This window comes from Streptomyces sp. NPDC048612 (genome assembly GCF_043199295.1).
In the GTDB taxonomy this organism is placed as follows: Bacteria; Actinomycetota; Actinomycetes; order Streptomycetales; family Streptomycetaceae; genus Streptomyces.
Genome location: NZ_JBICVV010000043.1, coordinates 16339 through 31218, shown reverse-complemented (window position 1 = coordinate 31218; position 14880 = coordinate 16339). Strand labels below are relative to the sequence as shown.

11 protein-coding genes and 1 pseudogene are annotated in these 14880 nt (G+C 71.6%); 6 read left to right on the top strand and 6 right to left on the bottom strand.

All coding sequences use genetic code 11. The features are described 5' to 3' along the window. Positions 1-170 precede the first annotated feature (170 nt). Positions 171-692: a GNAT family N-acetyltransferase gene (locus ACGFN2_RS35195; RefSeq protein WP_393366992.1), complete on the top strand. Its 522-nt coding sequence runs from the start codon at positions 171-173 to the stop codon at positions 690-692. 15 nt (positions 693-707) lie between these two features. Here ACGFN2_RS35195 and pulA read toward each other — a convergent pair. Continuing rightward, positions 708-3122 (bottom strand): annotated as a pseudogene (gene pulA, locus ACGFN2_RS35190) (pullulanase-type alpha-1,6-glucosidase); the annotation flags it as partial. A 540-nt stretch (positions 3123-3662) separates the two neighbouring features. Between pulA and ACGFN2_RS35185 the strand changes: the two are divergent. Then, positions 3663-4139: a hypothetical protein gene (locus tag ACGFN2_RS35185; RefSeq protein ID WP_362615072.1), complete on the top strand. Its 477-nt coding sequence runs from the start codon at positions 3663-3665 to the stop codon at positions 4137-4139. 46 nt (positions 4140-4185) lie between these two features. After that, positions 4186-4998, top strand: a complete 813-nt coding sequence (locus ACGFN2_RS35180; RefSeq protein ID WP_362615074.1) for a hypothetical protein — start codon at positions 4186-4188, stop codon at positions 4996-4998. A 22-nt stretch (positions 4999-5020) separates the two neighbouring features. On the opposite strand, the gene ACGFN2_RS35175 is transcribed toward ACGFN2_RS35180, so the two are convergent. From ACGFN2_RS35175 to ACGFN2_RS35155, 5 genes are read right to left on the bottom strand one after another with little or no spacing between them, the layout of a single operon-like run. After that, positions 5021-6076: a LacI family DNA-binding transcriptional regulator gene (locus ACGFN2_RS35175; RefSeq protein ID WP_393366989.1), complete on the bottom strand. Its 1056-nt coding sequence runs from the start codon at positions 6074-6076 to the stop codon at positions 5021-5023. Further along, positions 6073-7686 carry a glycoside hydrolase family 13 protein gene (locus tag ACGFN2_RS35170; protein WP_393366987.1) on the bottom strand — a complete coding sequence of 538 codons (1614 nt, stop codon included), beginning with the start codon at positions 7684-7686 and terminating at the stop codon, positions 6073-6075. Before ACGFN2_RS35170 ends, ACGFN2_RS35175 begins: the two co-directional genes overlap by 4 nt. Before the next feature lies 1 nt (position 7687). Continuing rightward, a complete protein-coding gene (locus ACGFN2_RS35165; RefSeq protein WP_393366985.1) occupies positions 7688-8557 on the bottom strand; it encodes a sugar ABC transporter permease in 870 nt (289 codons plus the stop codon). Between the two features lie 2 nt (positions 8558-8559). Beyond that, a complete protein-coding gene (locus ACGFN2_RS35160; protein ID WP_393366983.1) occupies positions 8560-9495 on the bottom strand; it encodes a carbohydrate ABC transporter permease in 936 nt (311 codons plus the stop codon). Beyond that, positions 9492-10769 carry an extracellular solute-binding protein gene (locus tag ACGFN2_RS35155; RefSeq protein ID WP_393366981.1) on the bottom strand — a complete coding sequence of 426 codons (1278 nt, stop codon included), beginning with the start codon at positions 10767-10769 and terminating at the stop codon, positions 9492-9494. The genes ACGFN2_RS35160 and ACGFN2_RS35155 overlap by 4 nt, the downstream gene beginning before the upstream one ends. Before the next feature lie 224 nt (positions 10770-10993). On the opposite strand from ACGFN2_RS35155, the gene ACGFN2_RS35150 reads away from it, so the two are divergent. From ACGFN2_RS35150 to ACGFN2_RS35140, 3 genes are all read left to right on the top strand, one after another. Beyond that, entirely contained in the window at positions 10994-12625 is a 1632-nt protein-coding gene (locus ACGFN2_RS35150; protein WP_393366979.1) for a glycoside hydrolase family 13 protein, read from the top strand. Positions 12626-12649: 24 nt separating this feature from the next. After that, positions 12650-13702 (top strand): LacI family DNA-binding transcriptional regulator, encoded by a 1053-nt coding sequence (locus ACGFN2_RS35145; RefSeq protein WP_362615243.1) that lies wholly within the window; start codon positions 12650-12652, stop codon positions 13700-13702. 119 nt (positions 13703-13821) lie between these two features. Beyond that, positions 13822-14661, top strand: a complete 840-nt coding sequence (locus ACGFN2_RS35140; RefSeq protein ID WP_393366976.1) for a phosphatase PAP2 family protein — start codon at positions 13822-13824, stop codon at positions 14659-14661. Positions 14662-14880: the final 219 nt, after the last annotated feature.

Below are 14880 nucleotides of genomic sequence, written 5' to 3'. Positions count from 1 at the left end.
GTAAAGCGAAGCAGTCCGGCACACCCCACCCGCGGAGGCCCGTCACCGCACCCCGACAGCCCCGCGCAGCGGACCCGCCCGCCGCAGGCGCAACGGCGAGGGCACCGCGCAGCGGGCAACAAACGGCGAGCAACCACCACGGCGGGAACGCCAAAGGGAGAATCAGGCCCATGAACGAGATCACCTTCAGACGTGCCGAGGACCGAGACGACCCCGCCGTGCTCGTGGCGCTGTACGACCGCGCCGCCCGCTGGATGCTGGCGTCGGGGATCGACCAGTGGAAGCCGGGCGAGAAGGACGAGGAGCACTTCCGGCTGCGGCAGAGGGAGGGCGAGGTGTGGCTGGCAGAGGCCGGCGGGCGGGCCGTGGGCGCCTTCGAGCTGTGGTGGCGGGACGAGGCCGCGTGGGGGCCGCAGCCGCCGGAGGCGGGCTATGTGCACCGGCTGATGGTGGACCGGGAGCACGCCGCGGCCGGGACCGGGCGGGCGCTGCTGGCGCATGCGGAGGGGCGGATAGCCGGGGCCGGGCGGGCCTGGTCCCGGCTGGACTGTGTCTCCTCGAACCCGCGGCTGCGCACGTACTACGAGGGCGCCGGTTACACGGTCGTCGGGGAACAGCCCGTCAAGGAGGGTGCCGACGGCAGCCTGTACGCCGTCACCCTCCTTGAGAAGCGGCTGGGGGACGTCTCGTAGGAGGCCCGCTGACACCTAGCCCCGGCGGAAGACCGCCACCGTACGGGCCGGGACCGTGAAGGTGCCCGACGCGGCGGCGTAGGACGCGGAAGCAGTGGTGCGGTCGGCGCCGTGGGCCTGCACGGGGTGCAGGGCATACCGTTCGCCGGCGAGGGCGGGGACGGTCTGGGGCTGCCGGTCGGGGGTGGCGTTGAGGACGATGACGAGGTTGTCGAGGCGCATGGTGATCACGCCGGGGGTCTCGTGCGTGCCGGAGAGGGGGAAGGAGAGCCGCGACTGGACCGCGGCGGTGCTGGAGAGGCCGAAGGCCGGTTCCGTGGCGTGGATGCGGAGCAGGTCGCGGTAGGCGGCGGAGGCGCCGGTGATGGTGGCGCAGCCGGGCCGGAGCGCGGGGTCGGCCAGCAGGGGGCGGGCGTAGGGCCACTTGTCCTTGTTGTCGGCGGCCGGGGGCAGGCCGCGGCCGAAGCCGTTGCCGTCGGCGCAGTTCCAGTGCAGGGCGTTGAACCAGTCGCCGCTGTCGAAGGAGTTGCGGTCCAGGGACTTGGAGCGCAGCAGGTCGGAGCCCGCCTGGGAGAGCGCGGGGCCTTGTGAGAGGGCCGCGGTGGCGAGGGCCAGGACCTGCATACGGGCGCGGTCGGCGGGGCGGGTGTGCGGCGGGAGTTTGTAGGCGAGGGCGTCGTAGAGGGTTTCGTTGTCGTGGGCGTCGGCGTAGGCGAGCGCGTCACCGGGGGCGGCGGCGTACCCGGCGGGGGCGCCGTTGTAGTCGACCTGGGAGCCCTTGACGCGGTGGCCGGTGGTGTCGGTGAAGGTGTAGTCGGCGAGGTTGCCGGTGAGGCCGACCTTGATGAGGTCCTGGTAGTGGAGGAGGCGGGCGCGCTGCTCGGCCGGAGTGCCGTTCCCCGGCGCGGAGTTGGGGTCGGTGAAGAGGCCCGAGGCGAAGCCCTGGACGCGGGGGTCGGCGTCGAAGGGGCCGCCGCCGCGCACCGCGTCCCGGGCCCGGTCGTTGAAGGTGGCGATGCCGGTGCCGGCCATGTTCCGCTGGGTGGCCTGGACGAAGCGGGCGTCGTCGGCGGCCTCGCCGAAGTTCCAGCCCTCGCCGTAGAGGACGATCTTCCTGCCGTCGACGCCGTCCCGCTCCGGGGTCAGCGCGTCGAGGGCCTTCCTGACGGCGAGGATGTTGGCCTTGGGGTGGTGGCCCATGAGGTCGAAGCGGAAGCCGTCGACCTTGTACTCCCTGGCCCAGGTGACGACCGAGTCGACGACGAGCCTGCCCATCATGGTGTGTTCGGGCGCGGTGCCGGAGCAGCAGGTGGAGGTGGCGACACCGCCGTCGTCCAGGAGCCGCTGGTAGTAGCCGGGGACGATGCGGTCCAGTACGGAGTGCCGGTTCTGGCCGTCGGCGGCGGTGTGGTTGTAGACGACGTCCATGACGGTGCGCAGCCCGGCGCGGTTGAGGCCCTGGACCATGCGGCGGAACTCGACGGTGCGGGCCGTGCCCTCCGGGTCGGACGCGTAGGAGCCCTCGGGGACGGTGTAGTGCAGCGGGTCGTAGCCCCAGTTGTAGGCGTCGCGGGCGGCGGTCTTCCCGACGCAGTCCTGCTGACGGTCGGAGTCGGGTCCGTACGAGGCGGGATCGCAGCCGGGACGGTCCTGGTCGGCGCGCCGCTCGGGTGCGGTGGCGAAGTCGAAGGCGGGCAGCAGATGGACGTAGGAGGTGCCGGACCGGGCGAGGGAGCGCAGGTGCCGCATCCCGTCGGAGCGCCGGTCGGTGAAGGCGAGGTACTGCCCCGGGTGGCGGGACGTACGGTCCTCGACGGAGAAGTCCCGGACGTGCAGCTCCTGGATACGGGCCCGGTGCAGCGGCACGGCGGCGGGCTTCGCCAGCCGTGACCAGCCGTCCGGGGCGAGTTCCGGATCGTCGAGGTCGGTGACGAGACTGCGGGCCGAGTCCGCGGTCAGGGCGGTGGAGTAGGGGTCGGTGACCTTGCTGGTGACGGTCTTGCCGACGGTGGGCGCGAAGACCGTCACCAGGTAGCGGTAGGGCTTTCCGGCCCAGTCCCGCGTGCCCCGGGCGCTCCAGACGCCGGTGCGGTCGTCGCGCCGCATCGGGACGGTACGGCCGTCGAGTTCGAGGGCGACGGTGCGGGCGGTGGGCGCCCAGACGGAGAGGGTGGGCCGCCCGTGGTGGAAGACCGGTCCCAGCGCGGCGTGCCGGGCACGGCCGCCGTAGAGGTCGTCCAGGACGCCGGGTGTCTGGACACCGGTGGTGGCGCGCCGCCCGTCCGCCGTGCGCTGGACGGCGAGGAGCCGGCCGCGCAGCGCGGTACGGGCCAGGTGGCGGTCGCGGGGGTCGACGGTGAAGGCCGGATACCCCGTCAGGTGCGGAGCGGCGGCCCGTTCGGCCGGACTGAGACTGCCCGGCGTCAGCCGTATGTGCGCGCCACGGGAACCGAACTCCAGCTGGGCGGCGCCGTGTTCCGCGCCCTTCCAGACGACGTGTCCCGGTCGATCCACTGGGCCAGCGCCTTGCCCGGAGGGGACGGCGCCGCCTGCGCAGGTTGCTGCGGCGACGAGACCAGCAGGGCCACCGCCCCGAGGACCAGAACGAGAGCGGCGACCGGACGCCGGCGGAACCGGCGGGTGGTGGAGGACATGGGTCATGGTTCTATCCGCGCCGATCCCTCACTGCAAGACCTTACGCAAGACATTGCAAGGGTGTTACGTTCCCTCGGAAGCCGGTCCGGCCGACCGGAGGCCCACCACGAAACGGGCCCTACGCGCCCGGCCGGCCGGACCGGCGCCACCCTGAGTCCGGACCGCCCCGCACGGGAACCGGCGAGGAACTCCCCCCCGATGACCAACTCGCCGCCCCGCAACCTCCTTCCGAGAAAAATCGATGGTGCGGAGCGGGCGCACATGGTTGGCTTCGTCAGGGCGCGCCAGGTACGCGCCCGATGAGGGGGAATCATCATGAAGTTCCGTATCGGCGGAGCATCGGCCGCGCTGGCCGTCCTGCTGGCCGCCGCTTCGAGCATGCCGGCCCATGCCGACGAGCACCGCGAGCCGGCGAGCAGCTACCGGGCAGTCAGCGCCCAGAGCGCGCACGGCTTCCTGACCAAGGGGGACTACGCGCACTTCTCCCACACCGTGCGGAACACGGTCAACGCGCACGGCTGGTGGAAGAAGATCGACGGCCCGGCGACACACGCCAAGGTCACCATCTGGCTGCAGGTCAAGTCCGGCTCCAAGTGGAAGACTCTCGACAAGGGAGTCAAGACCGTTCTGCCGGGCGGCGGAAGCAACAAGCGGGCGGTCGCGAACTGGAAGTGCACCAACCTGATCGTGAAGAACCACTTCCGTACGGTGGTGGACGTGGACATCGTCGGCTATCCGGACAGCCCCGAGAAGCTCGTGACCAAGACACAGACGCTGTACTGCGGTATCTAGCATTCGGCCGCGCCCGGACACCGGTCGGACACGGAAAGGCCTTGGCGTGTACTACGAGACGCTTGTCGCCGTGCACGGAGTGCTCGACCGGTATCCGTGGGCGTCGCACCTCACCTGCGAGGACACCGGCAGCGAACTCTACGACCTCGCCATGCGCAGGTCGGAGGCGTACGGCTGGTACTCCACCGGCGGCTGGACCTACCGGTACCGGGGGTGGGGCGAGGCCCGCGTCGTCCAGGACCCGGGGCGCTGGGCCGACTGCCTGGCCGGCGGGGACTGGACGCAGGACGGGCAGGTACGGGAGCTGGCCTGGATGTCGGCGGACATCCCCCGCGACGTCCGGGAGCCGCGGCTGCCAGTCCTTCATGTGGCGCGCATCCTGTCGGACGCGCTGAACCGGCTCGGGCGCGTCCGGTTCACCGGGCTGCACGCCGTCCTCCCACTGCACGAACTCGTCGGTGATGCCTCCGACGACCTGGCGGAGATGCGGACGTGGTTCGCGCTCGCCGATCCGTCCGCGTCGGTGGCGGTGAGCCTCACCGCCGCCACCGGCACCGCGGGGTGGGGCAAGGAGTCGGCGGTGCGCGACGCCGTCGCGGCGCGGCTCGGTGACCTCGCGGACGTCGAGGTCGCCACCGGGCGGCTCGACCTGTCCGGCATGGCGGACCTGGACGGCGAGCACGGTTACCGCAAGGGCCGCGAGCGGGGCGTGCTGCGGTTCGCCTGCCGTGTGCGGGAGTGGTCGCCGGATGTCGCGGTGTGGCTGGTCGAGGTCGTGGGCGACGCCTTGCGCGCGGTCGGGTGCGCGGAGCAGGTGGTGGTGACCGCCTCGCGGGCGTCCGTGGCCGACCGCCCCTGACAGGCGCGGCCGGCCCCGGCGGTCAGCCCCGTACCGGCCCCGTCGACCCCCGCACCACCAGCTCCGGCTGGAAGACGAACTCGGTGCGGCGGGGTGGTTCCCGGCGGCCCACCGCCCGTTCGTGGATCTCCTCGATCAACGCCCCCACCGCCGCCGTCGCCATCGCCTGTACCGGCTGGCGGACCGTGGTCAGTGGTGGGTCGGTGAAGGCGATCAGCTGGGAGTCGTCGAAGCCGACGACGGAGACGTCGGCCGGGACGTCCAGGCCTCGCTGGCGGGCCGCGCGGATGACGCCGAGGGCCATCAGGTCACTGCCGCAGACGACGCCGGTGCAGCCGTCGTCGAGGAGTGCGGCGGCCGCCGCGTGGCCGCCCTCGACGCTGAACAGGGTGTGCTGGAGGCGCCGTTCGGCCTGCCCCCTCGACAGGCCGAACGACTCCTCCAGGGCCGCCACGAAGCCCTCGGCCTTGCGGCGGGAGGGCACATAGCGGGCCGGGCCGACGGCCAGCCCGATCCGCTCGTGACCCAGCTCGGCCAGATGGCGCACGGCCATCCGGGCCGCCGCGGCGTCGTCGGGTGAGACGAACGGCGCGTCGATACCCGGGTGGTAGCCGTTGATGAGGACGAACGGGACGCCGCGCGAGGCCAGCCGGGCGTAGCGGGACGGGTCGGCGCGGGTGTCGGCGTGCAGCCCGGAGAGGAAGACGATGCCGGTGACGCCGCGCTCCTCCAGCTGCTCGACGAGTTCGTCCTCGGTGGCCCCGCCCGGCATCTGGGTGCAGAGCACGGGGGTGTAGCCGTGGCCCGCCAGCGACTGCTCGATGATCTGGGCGAAGGCCGGGAAGATCGGGTTGGTCAGCTCGGGGATGACCAGGCCGACCAGCCCGGCGCTGCGGCGCCGCAGCCGCACCGGACGCTCGTAGCCGAGCACGTCGAGCGCGGCGAGCACCCGCCGCCGGGTGCCCGCCGCCACGCCCGCCCTGCCGTTCAGCACCCGGCTGACGGTCGCCTCGCTGACCTCCGCCTGGGCGGCGATGTCGGAGAGCCGCGGGGTGGCAGGGGGATCGGGCAGGGTCACTCCTCCCACCAGACGGCGGTGTCGGCCGGCAGGACCACGTCGCCCTCGGGTACGTCCAGTTGGCGGGAGGCGAGCAGGAGGCGGCCGGGGGCGGGCAGGGTGGCCGGGGCGCCGGTCGTGTTGACCGTGCAGACCAGGCCGCCGGGGCGGCGGAAGGCCAGGACGCCGTCGGGGGCGTCCAGCCACTCGACCGCGTCGCCCGCACCGAGGCCGGGATGGCTGCGCCGGAGGGCGAGGGCGGTGCGGTAGAACTCCAGGGTGGAGGCCGGGTCGCCGGTCTGGGCCTCGACGGTGAGCGGCGCCCAGTCGTCCGGCTGCGGGAGCCAGCTGCCGCCGTCGCCGAAGCCGTACGGGGATTCGTCGCCGCTCCACGGGAGCGGTACCCGGCAGCCGTCGCGCAGGCCCTCCTGGCCGGTGTCCCGGAAGAAGGAGGGGTCCTGGCGGACCTCGTCGGGCAGGTCCGTCACCTCGGGCAGGCCCAGCTCCTCGCCCTGGTAGAGGTAGGCGGAGCCGGGCAGCGCCAGCATCAGCAGGGTGGCGGCGCGGGCGCGGTCCAGGCCGCCGCCCAGGCGGGTGCGGTGGCGCACCACGTCGTGGTTGGACAGCACCCAGGTCGTCGGGGCGGCCACCGGCCGCATGGCGGCGAGGGAGGAGGCGACGGCCTCGCGGAGCGCGGCCGCGTCCCACCCCGTGTCCAGGTAGTGGAAGTTGAAGGCCTGGTGGAGTTCGTCGGGGCGCAGGTACAGGGCGGTGCGGTCGGCGCTGGGGGTCCAGGCCTCGGCGACCGCGATCCGCTCGCCGGGGAGGGAGCCGGGCCGGTGGCCGGCGGAGTACTCGTCGAGGACGGTGCGCCAGGAGCGGTAGATGGCGTGCACGCCGTCCTGGTCGAAGAACGGCAGGACCTGGTTCCCGAGCAGTTTCAGCTGCTCGCCCCGGCCCATGTCGGGCAGGCCGGGGGCCTTGACCAGGCCGTGGGCCACGTCCACCCGGAAGCCGTCCACGCCCAGGTCGAGCCAGAAGCGCAGGATGGAGCGGAACTCGTCGCGTACGGCGGGGTGGTCCCAGTTGAAGTCGGGCTGTTCGGGGGCGAAGAGGTGGAGGTACCACTCGCCGTCGGGGACCCGGGTCCAGGCGGGGCCGCCGAAGAGGGACTCCCAGTCGTTGGGCGGCTCCTCGCCGTTCTCCCCGCGGCCCTTGCGGAAGTGGAAGCGCTCGCGGAGCGTCGAGCCGGGCCCCTCGGCCAGCGCCCGGCGGAACCACGCGTGCTGGTCGGAGCAGTGGTTGGGGACGAGGTCGACGATGACCCGCAGCTCCAGCCGGTGAGCGTCACGGATGACCGCCTCGGCGTCGGCCAGGGTGCCGAACATCGGGTCGATGACCCGGTAGTCGGCGACGTCATAGCCGGCGTCGGCCTGGGGCGAGGCGTAGAAGGGGCTGAGCCAGACGGCGTCGACGCCCAGATCCCGCAGATACGGCAGCCGGGCACGGACACCGGCCAGGTCCCCCATACCGTCGCCGTTCCCGTCGGCGAAGCTGCGCGGATAGACCTGGTAGATCACCGCGTCGCGCCACCAGTCGGCGGCAGGAGTGACGGTGTGCTGTGAAGTCATGTCATCCCTTGGTGGTGCCGGCGGTCAGTCCGGCGACGAGGTGGCGTTGGGCGAAGGCGAAGACGAGGGCGGCCGGGACGGCGATGATCACGGCGGCGGCGGTCATCGAACCCCAGTCGTTGGTGTACTGGTTGACGAAGGTCTGCAGGCCGCCGGCGAGGGTCAGGTTCTCCTCGCCGGTCATGAAGGCGGAGGCGTAGGCGACCTCGGCCCAGGCGGTGACGAAGGTGTAGAAGCCGGTGACGGCGAGGCCGGGGCGGGCCAGTGGCAGGACGAGACGCCAGAAGGTGCCGAAGGGGTTGAGGCCGTCGACCCGGCCGGCCTCGTCGATCTCCACCGGGATGGTGTCGAAGAAGCCCTTCATCATCCAGGCGCAGAACGGGACGGCGATGGTCAGGTAGGTGACGACCAGGCCGGCCGGCTGGTTGAGCAGGCCGAGGCCCGCCAGGAGGTTGTAGAGCGGCACGATCAGGACCGCGACCGGGAACATCTGGGTGATCAGCAGCAGCCACATCAGCGGGCGCATTCCGGGGAAGCGGAAGCGGCTGACGGCGTAGCCGGTGGTGGCGGCGAGGAAGACGCCGAGGGCGGTGGTCAGCCCGACGATGATCACGGAGTTCTTGAACCAGGTGAGGAACTCGGTGTCGGCCAGTACGTGGGTGTAGTTGGCGAGGGTGAAGTGGGTGACGAGGCCGGTGGAGAAGGCATCGTTCCTGGGCTTGAAGGACGTCACCAGCAGCCACAGGGGCGGGAAGACCGCCACGACGGCCGCGACGGCGAGACCGGCGTGCAGTGCGGTGGAGGCGAGCCGGGACCGCTCCTTGCGCCTGCGGACCGGGCGGGCCGTACGGGCCGGGGGTGTGCGGGTCATGGTCACCACACCTCTCCCTGCTTGCGCAGCGCCCGGCGGTAGACCACCGCGACGGCCGAGAGCAGGACCAGGATCAGGACGCCCCAGGCCGCGGACCCGGAGAAGTCGCGGGGGCTGTCGATGAAGGAGAGCCGGTAGGCGTAGGTCACCAGGATCTCGGTGGCGTCGCCGGGGCCGCCCCGGGTCAGCAGGAAGATCACCGGGAACATGTTGAAGGTCCAGATGGTGGAGAGCAGGATGACGGTGCTGCTGACGGCCCGCAGGCCCGGCACGGTGATGTGGCGGAAGCGCTGCCAGGCACTGGCGCCGTCCATCTCGGCGGCCTCGTACAGCTCGCCCGGTATGGACTGCAGCCCGCCGAGCAGGGCGACGAGCATGAAGGGGACGCCGAGCCAGACGTTGACGGCGATGACCGAGAGCTTGGCCCAGGCCGGGTCGTTGAGCCACGGGACCGCGTCGATGCCGCCGCCGGCCAGCAGCTTGTTGAGGATGCCGTTCTTCTCGTTGTAGAGCATCCGCCAGGTGAAGACGGAGATGAAGGCGGGGACGGCCCAGGGCAGGATCAGCGCCAGGCGGTAGAACGTGCGGCCGCGCAGGGTGCGGTTGAGCATGTTGGCGAGCGTGAGGCCGACGAGGAAGGTGAGGGAGACGCAGGCGACGGTCCACAGGACGGTCCAGCCGAGGCGGTCCCAGAAGACACCGTCGGAGAGCACCGCCTTGTAGTTGTCGAGGCCGGTGAACTCGTAGGTGGCGGGGAGGTGGTTGACGCCGATGTTCCGCTCGACGTTGGCCTCGTTGGCGTCGGTGAGGGAGAGGAAGACGCCGCGCACCAGCGGGTAGCCGATGATCACCCCGATGACGAGTACCACCGGGGCGACCATCGTCCATGCGTACCAGTGGGTGCCGAAGGCCCGGCGTACCCGTACGGCGAGGGTCACTTGTAGTCCTTGAGCAGCTTCCGGTAGGCGTCGCCGGTCGCCCTGGCGGCCTGCTCGGGTGTGGCGGCGCCGGTGAGCACCTTGTTCATCTGGACCTTGACGGGCTCGAAGAGCGAGTTGCCCTCGGCGATCCAGGGGCGCTGGACGGCGCCGTCGACGGCGGGCTTGAAGAACCGCACCATCTCGTTGTTCTTGACGGCCGGCACCTCGTACACGGACTTGCGGGTGGGCAGCAGGCTGAGCTTCTCGTTGGTCTGCTGCTGGACCTTGGCCGAGCTCATGTACTTCACGAAGGCGTAGGAGGCCTGGAGGTTCTTGCTGCCGGCGTAGACGGAGAGGTTCCAGCCGCCCTGCGGGGAGCCCTGGGCGGTGCTGCCGCCGGGGACGGGGGCGACGCCGAGGTTCTTCCTGTCCTTGAAGGCCTTGCCGGCGCGGGCGCCCTCGATGTCCCAGGGGCCGTCGACGGCCATCGCGACGGTGCCGTCCTTGAGGGCCTTGAGCTGGTTCTCCTGGCCGTCGGTGGCGTCGGTGACGGCGGCCTTGGAGTCGACCAGGCCCTTGATGGTCTTGAACGCCTTGACGCCGGCGCCGTCGTCGATCTCCACGACCTTGTCGCGGGCGTCGACCATGTCGCCGCCCTCGCCGTAGAGGTAGGGCAGGAACCAGTAGGGGTCGTCACCGCGCAGATAGAGGGCGGTGGCGCCGGTCTTGGACTTGATCTTCTTGGCGGCCTCGGCCAGGTCGTCGAAGGTCTTGGGCACCTCGACGCCGGCGTCCTTGAGCAGCTTCTTGTTGTAGAAGAGGCCGAGGGTGTCGATGACCTGGGGTGCGGCGTAGGTCTTGCCCTTGAACTTGGTGGAGCCGACGGCCTGCGGGAGGTAGTCGTCGGTCGTGTCGAGGGCGGGGGTGCCGTCGAGCGGCGCGAGGTAGCCGAGGTTGGCGAAGTCGGCGACCCAGGCGACCTCGGTGCGCATCACGTCCGGGGCGCCGGAGTTGCCGCCGGCCGCGTTCTTGAACTTGGCGTTGGCGTCGCCGAACGGCACGTTCACATACTTGACGTGGACCTTGGGGTGCTGCTTCTGGAAGCCTTCGGCAAGTTTGCGGTACGTCGCCTTCTCGGCGTCGTTGGAGGTGTCCCAGAAGGTCACGGTTCCGGACAGTTCACCCCCGCTGTTCCCGCCGTCGCCGCTGTCGCCTCCGCCGCACGCTGTCGCTGCCAGTGCCAGGCCCGCTACCAGCGCGGTGGCCGTTGCGCCCCGTATGCCACGCCGCATGTGAACTCCTTAGGGAAATGCCTCAGATGGCGGTCAGGAACGTAACAGCGCCGAAAACAAACCGAAAGACCTTGCGGCAAATTTCTGCAAGGCCACGGGAACGAATTGCAACGAGATGGCTGGAACGGGACCCTCGGGACGCCTCCGGCACCGTCACCCCGCGCCCGCCCGCGCGTTGAGTGCGTGAAGGCACCGACGCCTCTTGACCTCGACAGGGACGGCAGATGACCCAGGAGCTCACTTCCCCCAGCCCCGCCCCCCAGGCGCCCGGAACGGGCCGAGGTCCGGGGTGGTGGCGCGACGCCGTCATCTACCAGGTGTACGTGCGCTCGTTCGCCGACAGCGACGGCGACGGCATCGGCGATCTGCGCGGCGCCCGCGCCCGGCTGCCGTACCTCAGGGACCTGGGGGTGGACGCCGTCTGGCTCACCCCGTTCTACGCCTCACCGCAGGCCGACGGCGGCTACGACGTCGCCGACTACCGCGCCGTCGACCCGCTCTTCGGCAGCCTTCAGGACGCCGACGACCTGATCCGCAGCGCCCATGAGCTGGGCCTGCGGGTGATCGTCGACATCGTCCCCAACCACACCTCCGACCGGCACCCGTGGTTCCTGGACCCCGAACTCTCCCGGCAGCGCTACCTCTTCCGCCCCGGCAAGGGGGAGCACGGCGAACTCCCGCCCAACGACTGGGAGTCGGTCTTCGGCGGCCCGGCCTGGACCCGCACCGAGCGCGGCGACTGGTATCTGCACCTCTTCGCCCCCGAGCAGCCCGACCTCAACTGGGACGACCCGGAGGTGCACGCCGAGTTCGAGGCCATCCTGCGGTTCTGGCTCGACCTCGGGGTGGACGGCTTCCGGGTCGATGTCGCGCACGGCATGGTCAAGGCGCCCGGCCTGCCGGACATCGGGCACGGCCGGCAGGCCACGCTCATCGGCAACCAGGTGCTGCCGTTCTTCGACCAGGACGGGGTGCACACCATCCACCGCGCCTGGCGCCGGCTGCTGGACGGCTACGGCGAGGCCCACGACCGGCAGGTGGTCGGCGTCGCCGAGGCCTGGGCCCCCACCGCCGAGCGCCTCGCCCTCTACGTCCGCCCCGACGAACTCCACCAGGCCTTCAACTTCCAGTTCCTGAACGCCCCGTGGGAGGCCGACGCGCTCCGCTCGGTCATCGACGCCTCGCTCGCCGCCACCACCTCGGTCGGCGCCCCGACGACCTGGGTGCTGTCCAACCACGACGTGGTACGGCACACCACCCGGCTCGGCGGCGGCCTGGACCGCGCCCGCGCCGCCACCCTGCTGATGCTGGCGCTGCCCGGCTCCGCCTACCTCTACCAGGGCGAGGAGCTGGGCCTGCCCGAGGTGACGGACCTGCCCGACGAGGTCCGCCAGGACCCGGCGTTCTTCCGCGGCGACCGGACCGCGGGCGCGGCCGCCACCAGCGGCCAGGACGGCTTCCGGGACGGCTGCCGGGTGCCGCTCCCCTGGTCCGGCGAGCTGCCGCCGTACGGCTTCGGCGACGGCGGCAGCTGGCTCCCGCAGCCCGCCGACTGGGCCGCGCTCACCGTCGAGGCCCAGACCGGCGACCCCGCCTCCACCCTGGAGCTCTACCGCACCGCCCTCGCCCTCCGGCACCGGCTGCCGGGGCTGGGCGACGGGGAGATGAGCTGGGCCCCCGCGCCCGACGGTGTGCTGGCCTTCACCCGGCCCGGCGTGCTGTGCGCCGTCAACACGCTGGGGCACGAGGTGGAACTGCCGCCGCCCGGAGCGCTGCTACTGGCCAGCGCCCCGGTGACCGGTAACGGGGCGAATGCCGTGCTGCCCGGTGACAGCTGCACCTGGTGGGCAATCTGAGAGCCGACCGGTACAGTCCCACCCATGACCGCCCGCCTGGCCGATATCGCAGCGCAGGCGGGTGTCAGCGAGGCCACCGTCAGCCGGGTGCTCAATGGGAAGCCCGGTGTCTCCGCCACCACCCGCCAGTCCGTGCTGGCCGCACTCGACGTGCTGGGCTACGAGCGCCCGGTGCGGCTGCGCCAGCGCAGCGCCGGGCTGGTCGGACTGATCACCCCGGAGCTGGAGAACCCGATCTTCCCGGCGTTCGCCCAGGTCATCGGGCAGGCGCTGACCCGCCAGGGCTACACGCCCGTCCTGGCGACCCAGACGCCCGGCGGCTCCACGGAGGACGAGCTGACCGAGATGCTGGTGGACCGCGGCGTGGCCGGCATCATCTTCGTCTCCGGGCTGCACGCCGACACCTCCGCCGACATGCAGCGCTACGAGCAGCTGCGCGGCCAGGGCGTCCCGTTCGTGCTCATCAACGGCTTCTCCGACAAGGTGCAGGCGCCGTTCGTCTCCCCCGACGACCGGGCCGCGGTGGACCTGGCGGTCACCCACCTCAGCGCGCTCGGCCACCGGCGGATCGGGCTGGCCCTCGGCCCCAAGCGCTTCGTTCCCGTACAGCGCAAGATCGAGGGCTTCGTGCGCGCCATGCAGGAGCGGCTGCAGACCGGTCCCGCCGAGACGGAACCCTTCATCCAGCACTCCCTCTACTCCCTGGAGGGCGGCCAGGCCGCGGCGGGCGCGCTGATCGAACGGGGCGCCACGGCCATCGTCTGCGCCAGCGACATGATGGCCCTCGGCGCGATCCGCGCCGCCCGGCAGCGCGGCCTCGACGTCCCCGGTGACCTCTCCGTGGTCGGCTTCGACGACTCCCCGCTCATCGCCTTCACCGACCCGCCGCTGACCACGATCCGGCAGCCGGTGACGGCCATGGGGCAGGCGGCGGTCCGGGCCCTCCTGGAGGAGATCGGCGGAACCCCCGCCCCCCACAGCGAGTTCGTCTTCCACCCCGAGCTGGTGGTCCGCGGCTCGACCGCGTCGGCCCCGAGGACGGCACCGCGGATTCCGAAGCCCGCGCGGGCGCACTGAGCCTCCGTATCACCCCGGGGTACGGGGTCCCGCACTCCCCCTCAAGTCCGATATACGGCCTCGAATACCCGCCCGAAGGATGATCGACGATACGTCCGTTTCTGGCAGACTGTCTGCCTATGGGTGATGCGAATACGAGGATTCTGGACGGCCCGCCGACCACCCCGCCACCCAAGGGGGAACACGCGGACCGCCCGGTGAGCGAAGGCCGGCTGGCCCGTCTGCGGTCCCCTCGCTCGCCCCGGCTCTGGTTCGAGATCCTGCTGATCGCGGTCAGCTACTGGACCTACTCGGTGATCCGCAACGCCGTACCCGAGCAGAAGATCCAGGCGCTGAGGAACGCCGACTGGATCTGGCGGGCGGAGCACTCCCTGGGCATCGCCGTCGAACAGACCGTCAACCACGCGGTGAACTCCGTGACCTGGCTGGTCGTAACGATGAACTACTACTACGCGACACTGCACTTCATCGTGACGATCGGGGTGCTGGTCTGGCTCTACCGCTGGCACCCCGGCCGCTATGCCGCCGCCCGGCTGGCCCTGTTCGCCACCACCGCCATCGCCCTGATCGGCTACTACCTCTACCCGTTGGCGCCGCCCCGGCTGATGCCGGACGGCGGTTTCGTCGACACCCTCGTCCATCACGGCACCTGGGGCTCGATGGCGTCCGGCAGCCTCGCCTCGATGTCCAACCAGTACGCCGCGATGCCGTCGATGCACATCGGCTGGTCCCTGTGGTGCGGCCTCACCATCGCCCTGCTGGCCAGGCCCCTCTGGGCCAAGGCCCTCGGCGTCCTCTACCCCACCGTCACCCTGCTGGTCATCATCTCCACCGCCAACCACTTCTGGCTCGACGCGGTGGGCGGCGTCCTCTGCCTCTCCCTCGGCTTCGCGCTTGCCTCCGTGTGGTACGGGGCGCTGCCGCATCGGCTGACGCGAGCGGTGGCGGCTGCCGCCTAGGCCGCCTCCCACGTTTTCGGCTTTCCCGCCGTGGGGGCTTGTCCTCGTTTCGGGTCCGCTGCGCGGGGCGTGGGTGCGGGTGATGCTTGCGCTTCCCGCCATTGCGCCTGCGGCGGGCTGGGTCCGCTGCGCGGGGCTGTCGGGTGCGGTGACGGGCCTGCGCGGGTGGGGTGTGCCGGACTGCTTCGCTTTACGTCCGGCACACCCCACCCGCTCCGC

Excerpts from the sequence above, each read along its gene's own strand:
- ACGFN2_RS35195 (WP_393366992.1), top strand. The coding sequence starts at position 171 with ATGAACGAGATCACCTTCAGACGTGCCGAGGACCGAGACGACCCCGCC.
- ACGFN2_RS35165 (WP_393366985.1), bottom strand. The coding sequence starts at position 8,557 with ATGACCCGCACACCCCCGGCCCGTACGGCCCGCCCGGTCCGCAGGCGC.
- ACGFN2_RS35140 (WP_393366976.1), top strand. The coding sequence starts at position 13,822 with ATGGGTGATGCGAATACGAGGATTCTGGACGGCCCGCCGACCACCCCG.
- ACGFN2_RS35170 (WP_393366987.1), bottom strand. The coding sequence starts at position 7,686 with ATGACTTCACAGCACACCGTCACTCCTGCCGCCGACTGGTGGCGCGAC.
- ACGFN2_RS35155 (WP_393366981.1), bottom strand. The coding sequence starts at position 10,769 with ATGCGGCGTGGCATACGGGGCGCAACGGCCACCGCGCTGGTAGCGGGC.
- ACGFN2_RS35145 (WP_362615243.1), top strand. The coding sequence starts at position 12,650 with ATGACCGCCCGCCTGGCCGATATCGCAGCGCAGGCGGGTGTCAGCGAG.
- ACGFN2_RS35185 (WP_362615072.1), top strand. The coding sequence starts at position 3,663 with ATGAAGTTCCGTATCGGCGGAGCATCGGCCGCGCTGGCCGTCCTGCTG.
- ACGFN2_RS35150 (WP_393366979.1), top strand. The coding sequence starts at position 10,994 with ATGACCCAGGAGCTCACTTCCCCCAGCCCCGCCCCCCAGGCGCCCGGA.